The organism is Falsiroseomonas oryzae, assembly GCF_027856955.1.
In the GTDB taxonomy this organism is placed as follows: Bacteria; Pseudomonadota; Alphaproteobacteria; order Acetobacterales; family Acetobacteraceae; genus Falsiroseomonas; species Falsiroseomonas oryzae.
In genome coordinates, this window is record NZ_JAPSMD010000387.1 from 1 (window position 1) to 5,131 (window position 5,131).

5 protein-coding genes and 1 pseudogene are annotated in these 5,131 nt (G+C 72.1%); all 6 read left to right on the forward strand.

Annotation, left to right across the window (positions count from 1 at the left end):
- Positions 1-194 (forward strand): annotated as a pseudogene (locus OZN99_RS25060) (hypothetical protein); the annotation flags it as partial.
- Positions 191-979, forward strand: coding sequence for a polysaccharide deacetylase family protein (locus OZN99_RS25065; RefSeq protein WP_270937965.1), 789 nt, complete (start codon positions 191-193; stop codon positions 977-979). The pseudogene OZN99_RS25060 and the gene OZN99_RS25065, both read left to right, overlap by 4 nt.
- A 22-nt stretch (positions 980-1,001) precedes the next feature.
- Positions 1,002-1,988, forward strand: a complete 987-nt coding sequence (locus OZN99_RS25070; protein ID WP_270937966.1) for a dipeptidase — start codon at positions 1,002-1,004, stop codon at positions 1,986-1,988.
- A gap of 72 nt (positions 1,989-2,060) precedes the next feature.
- Positions 2,061-3,323 (forward strand): sarcosine oxidase subunit beta family protein, encoded by a 1,263-nt coding sequence (locus OZN99_RS25075; RefSeq protein ID WP_456299900.1) that lies wholly within the window; start codon positions 2,061-2,063, stop codon positions 3,321-3,323.
- A 7-nt stretch (positions 3,324-3,330) separates the two neighbouring features.
- A complete protein-coding gene (locus OZN99_RS25080; RefSeq protein WP_270937967.1) occupies positions 3,331-3,597 on the forward strand; it encodes a sarcosine oxidase subunit delta in 267 nt (88 codons plus the stop codon).
- Positions 3,594-5,131: 2Fe-2S iron-sulfur cluster-binding protein (locus tag OZN99_RS25085; protein ID WP_270937968.1), on the forward strand; the 1,538-nt coding region annotated here is incomplete at its 3' end. The genes OZN99_RS25080 and OZN99_RS25085, both read left to right, overlap by 4 nt.

Consider the following 5,131-nt stretch of genomic DNA (forward strand, 5'->3'; position numbering starts at 1 on the left):
CGGTCTCGCCGCCGCCGGGCTGCCGCTTCCACACGCGCTGCCCGGTCGCGCGGCCGGTCTGCGCGCAGCAGGACCCGCCGCTGCAGGCGGTCGGCCCCGGCCGCCGCAGCGCCTGCCACTTCGCGGACGAGGCGGAGTCCTGGCCGATGCTGGCGCATCTCACGGAGGAGACGATGGGGGTTCCCGCACCATGAGCGACATCTTCCCGGTGGTGGTCGGCATCTGCCTGGACGCCGAGGCGATCTGGGTCGGCAAGGCGCCCGAGAACAAGGACCGCCCGGTGCTGCTCTCGCACGGCGCCTTCGCGGTGCGCGAGGGCCTCGCGCCGCTGCTGGACCTGCTGGACGAGCACGGCGTGCGCGCCACCTTCTTCGTCCCCGGCATGACGGCAGACCGCTACCCCGATGCGGTGCGCCTCTGCGCCGCCCGCGGCCACGAGATCGGCAGCCACGGCTACGCCCACCTGCCCGTGCACACGCTGACGGCGGAGCAGGAGGAGCGGGAACTCGTCACCGGCCTCGAGAGTCTGGGGCGCATCACGGGCACGCGCCCGGTCACCTGGCGCTCGCCCTCCTGGGAGTTCTCGCCGCGCACCATGGACCTGCTGCTGCGGCATGGCGTGCGCGTCTCCACCAACTACCACGACGCGCTTCGGCCCTATCGCCACATGCGCGACGGCCGGCCGCTGCCGATCGTGGAATTGCCGGTGCAGTGGCACCTCGCCGATGCGCCCTACTTCCTCTACGGCGGGCAGGTCGGCCGCGTGATCCGGCCGGCCACGGATGCCGAGCAGGTCTGGACCGAGGAGTTCGACGGCCTCTACGAGACGCCGGGCGCCTTCTACCACCTGACGCTGCATGTGCAGCTGATCGGCCATCCCGGCCGCCTGCGCATGCTCTCGCGACACCTGAAGCATGTGCGCGGCCGGCCGCGGGTGGCGTTCCTCACCTCGCAGCAGGCCGCGGCGCGCGTGCCATGACGGGCAGGGCAGGAGAAGGCGCATGACCATGGACGACACGCTGCATCGCGACGCGATCCTGATCGACGGGCTGGTGGTCTCGAAGTGGAGCCCGGAGGTCTACGCCAACATGCAGCGCGGCGGCCTGACGGCCGCCAACTGCACGGTCTGCGTGTGGGAGAACTTCCGTGATACCATGCTGAACATCGCGCGCTTCAAGCGCGCGATGTCGGACCACCCGGACATCCTGATGCCCGTCCATTCGGTGGCCGACATCCGCAAGGCGAAGGAACAGGGGAAGGTCGGCATCATCCTGGGCTTCCAGAACACCTCCGCCATCGAGGACCGGCTGGACACGCTGCAGCTGTTCAAGGCGCTCGGCGTCGGCGTGGTGCAGCTGACCTACAACACGCAGAACCTGGTCGGCGCCGGCTGCTGGGAGGAGAACGACAGCGGCCTGAGCGGCTTCGGTCGCGAGGTGGTGGAGGAGATGAACCGCCTGGGCATGGTGGTGGATCTGAGCCATGTCGGCGCGAGGACGGCCGATGATGCGATCCGGCATTCGAAGCAGCCCTGCGCCTATTCGCACATTTGCCCTGCCGGGCTGTACGACCATCCCCGCAACAAGTCCGATGCTGCGCTGCGCTTCATCGTGGAGCGCGGCGGCTTCGTCGGGGTCGCCACCTATCCGCCCTTCATGAAGACCGGCGCGGCGAGCACGCTGGACGACTGCCTCGACGTCTTCGACTACGTGATCAACCTCTGCGGGGAGGGCAATGTCGGCATCGGGACCGACTTCACCGAGGGTTACGGCGAAGCCTTCTTCGACTGGCTGCGCCACGACAAGGGCTACGCGCGCCGCATGGTCCCGACGCGCGGCGCCGCACCCTTCGTGAAGGGGCTGGAGACCCTGGCCGACTACCCGAACCTGACGCGCGCCATGCAGCGCCGCGGCTGGAGCGAGGCGCGGATCCGGGGCGTGCTGGGCGAGAACTGGCTGCGCTTCCTGGGCCAGGTCTGGGGGGCGTAGTCGGTCGCGGGCAAGGCCACGTCGCCGCCGGGCAAGGGCGGCGGCGCGGCCTGGCGGGACTGGCGCCAAGCGATGGGCCACGACATGCACTACTCCGTCTTCAGCCTTCTCAGGAACGCTCTCGCCGGCAACCGGCTCTGGACGCCGGCCTGGCGCGACCCGCAGCCGAAGCCGTCCTACGACACCCTGGTCGTGGGCGGGGGCGGGCATGGGCTGGCCACCGCCTACTACCTGGCGAAGGAGCACGGCATCACCGACGTGGCGGTGCTGGAGAAGGGCTATGTCGGGTCCGGCAATGTCGGGCGGAACACCACCATCATCCGGTCCAACTACCTCCTGCCGCCCAACACGCATTTCTACGAGAAGTCGCTGCAGCTGTGGGAAGGGCTGGAGCAGGACATCAACTACAACGCCATGGTCAGCCAGCGCGGCGTGCTGAACTTGTTCCATTCGGATGCGCAGCGCGACGCCTATGCGCGGCGCGGCAACGCCATGCGGCTGGCCGGCGTGGACGCCGAGCTGCTGGACGCGGCCGCGGTGCGCGGAATGGTGCCGGAAATCGACATGGACAATGCGCGCTTCCCGGTGAAGGGCGGCCTGCTGCAGCGGCGCGGCGGCACGGTGCGGCACGACGCCGTGGCCTGGGGCTATGCGCGCGCCGCGGACCGCCGCGGCGTGGACATCCTGCAGCACACCGAGGTCACGGGCATCCGCGTGGAAGCCGGCCGCGTCATTGGCGTGGAGACGACCCGGGGCTTCATCGGCGCCAAGCGGGTCGGCCTCGCGGCCGCGGGAAACTCCGGCCGCGTCGCCGCCATGGCCGGGCTGCGCCTGCCGATCGAGAGCCATGTGCTGCAGGCCTTCGTCAGCGAGGCGATCAAGCCGGTGATCGACACCGTCGTCACCTTCGGCGCCGGGCATTTCTACGTGAGCCAGTCCGACAAGGGCGGGCTGGTCTTCGGCGGCGACATCGACGGCTACAACAGCTACGCCCAGCGCGGCAGCCTGCCGGCGATGGAGGACGTGATGGAGAGCGCGGTCGCGCTGTTCCCGGGCTTCTCCCGCCTGCGCTACCTCCGCCAATGGGGCGGCGTGATGGATATGAGCATGGACGGGTCGCCCATCATCGACCGCACGCCGATCGACGGGCTCTTCCTGAATTGCGGCTGGTGCTACGGCGGATTCAAGGCGACGCCGGCTTCCGGCTGGTGCTTCGCGCACACCATCGCGACCGGCGCTCCGCACCCGCTGAACGCCGGCTTCCGCCTGGACCGCTTCGCCACCGGCGCGGTGATCGACGAGAAGGGCGCCGGCGCCCAGGCCAACCTGCACTGAGGGCGCCATGCGCATTCCCTGCCCCTATTGCGGCGAGCGCGGGAACGAGGAGTTCACCGTGCTCGGCGCCGCCGATCCGGTCCGGCCGGCCGGCGACGCGCCTCTCGGTGCGTGGGTGGACTATGTGCACCAGCGGGAGAACGCCCACGGGCCGCATCGCGAGCTCTGGCATCACCAGGGTGGCTGCCGCACCTGGCTGGTGGTGGAGCGCGACACCCGCACCCATGCGGTGATCGCCGTGCGCGCAGCCCGAGCGACGGAGGGCACGCCGTGAACGCCCCGCACAAGCCCACCGCACCGCCGCGCGACGGCCTGGCCAGCACGGCCGCGCCGCGGCAGCCATGGCGGCTGCCCGCGGGCGGCCGGATCGACCGCAGCCGCGCCATCGGCTTCACCTTCGACGGCCGGCGATTCCCCGGCCATCCTGGCGACACGCTGGCCTCCGCGCTGCTCGCGAACGGCGTGCGGCTGGTAGGGCGCTCCTTCAAGTATCACCGGCCGCGCGGCATCCTCTCCGCCGGCGTGGAGGAGCCGAACGCGCTGGTCGAGCTGCGCGGCGGCGCACGGCGCGAGCCCAACACGCGCGCGACGCAGGTGGAGCTGTTCGAGGGGCTGGAGGCGCGCAGCCAGAACCGCTGGCCGTCGCTCGCCTTCGACCTCGGCGCGGTCAACGGGCTGTTCGGCCCGCTGCTTGCGGCCGGATTCTACTACAAGACCTTCATGTGGCCGGCTTCGTTCTGGGAGAAGCTCTACGAGCCGCTGATCCGCCGCGCCGCCGGCCTGGGCCGTGCGCCGGAAGGTGCCGATCCCGACCGCTACGAGCGCACGCATCTGCATTGCGACGTGCTTGTCGTGGGCGGCGGTCCGGCCGGGCTGATGGCGGCGCTTGCCGCCGGCCGCGCCGGCGCGCGCGTGGCGCTGGTGGAGGAGGATGCGCAACTCGGCGGGCGCCTGCTGGCCGAGGCGGAGGAGGTGGACGGCAGCGCCGGCGCCGACTGGGCCGCGCGCGTGGAGGCAGAGCTCGCCGCGCTGCCGCGCGTGACCATCCTGCGCCGCACCGCCGCCTTCGCCGTGCTGGATGGCGGCGTCGTCGCGGCGGTGGAGCGCGTGTCGGACCACCTGCCGGAGCCGCCGGCGCATCTGCCGCGCCAGCGATACTGGAAGATCGTCGCGCGGCGCGTACTGCTCGCGGCCGGGGCGATCGAGCGGCCGGTGGTGTTCGGCGGCAACGACCGGCCCGGCGTGATGCTGGCCGGTGCGGTGCGCGGCTACCTCAACCGTTTCGCCGTGCTGCCCGGCCGACGCGCCGTGGTGTTCACGGCCGGCGACGATGGCTGGCGCAGCGTGGCCGACCTGACCCGCGCCGGCGCTCGGATCGAGGCGGTGGTGGACGCGCGCGCCGAGGTACCGGCCGCGCAGGTGAGGCTGGCGGAGCGGCTCGGCGCGCGGCTCATCGCGGGCGGCCGGGTGCTGGGCACGCAGGGTGGGCTGCATCTGGCCGCCGTGCGCTTCGCGGACGCGGCGGGGCGCGAGGATGGCGCGGGCGCCGACCTGCTGGCGATGGCGGGCGGCTGGAATCCCTCGCTGCACCTGGCCTGCCACCTCGGCCACAGGCCGCGCTGGGACGAGGCGATCCATGCCTTCGTCCCCGATGCGCTGCCGCAGGGGATGCAGGTGCTCGGCGCCGCGGCCGGCCGCTTCTCCACCCAGGCCGCGTTGGCGGATGGCGCGCGCGAGGGTGCGGCGGCGGCGGCGGAATGCGGCTTCGCCGGCGCGTCACCGCCCGTGCCGCGGGCCGAGGATGCGCC

What these genes read in the sequence shown, in the direction of transcription:
- OZN99_RS25065 (WP_270937965.1), top strand. Translation starts at nt 191, where the DNA reads ATGAGCGACATCTTCCCGGTGGTGGTCGGCATCTGCCTGGACGCCGAG.
- OZN99_RS25070 (WP_270937966.1), top strand. Translation starts at nt 1,002, where the DNA reads ATGACCATGGACGACACGCTGCATCGCGACGCGATCCTGATCGACGGG.
- OZN99_RS25075 (WP_456299900.1), top strand. Translation starts at nt 2,061, where the DNA reads ATGGGCCACGACATGCACTACTCCGTCTTCAGCCTTCTCAGGAACGCT.
- OZN99_RS25080 (WP_270937967.1), top strand. Translation starts at nt 3,331, where the DNA reads ATGCGCATTCCCTGCCCCTATTGCGGCGAGCGCGGGAACGAGGAGTTC.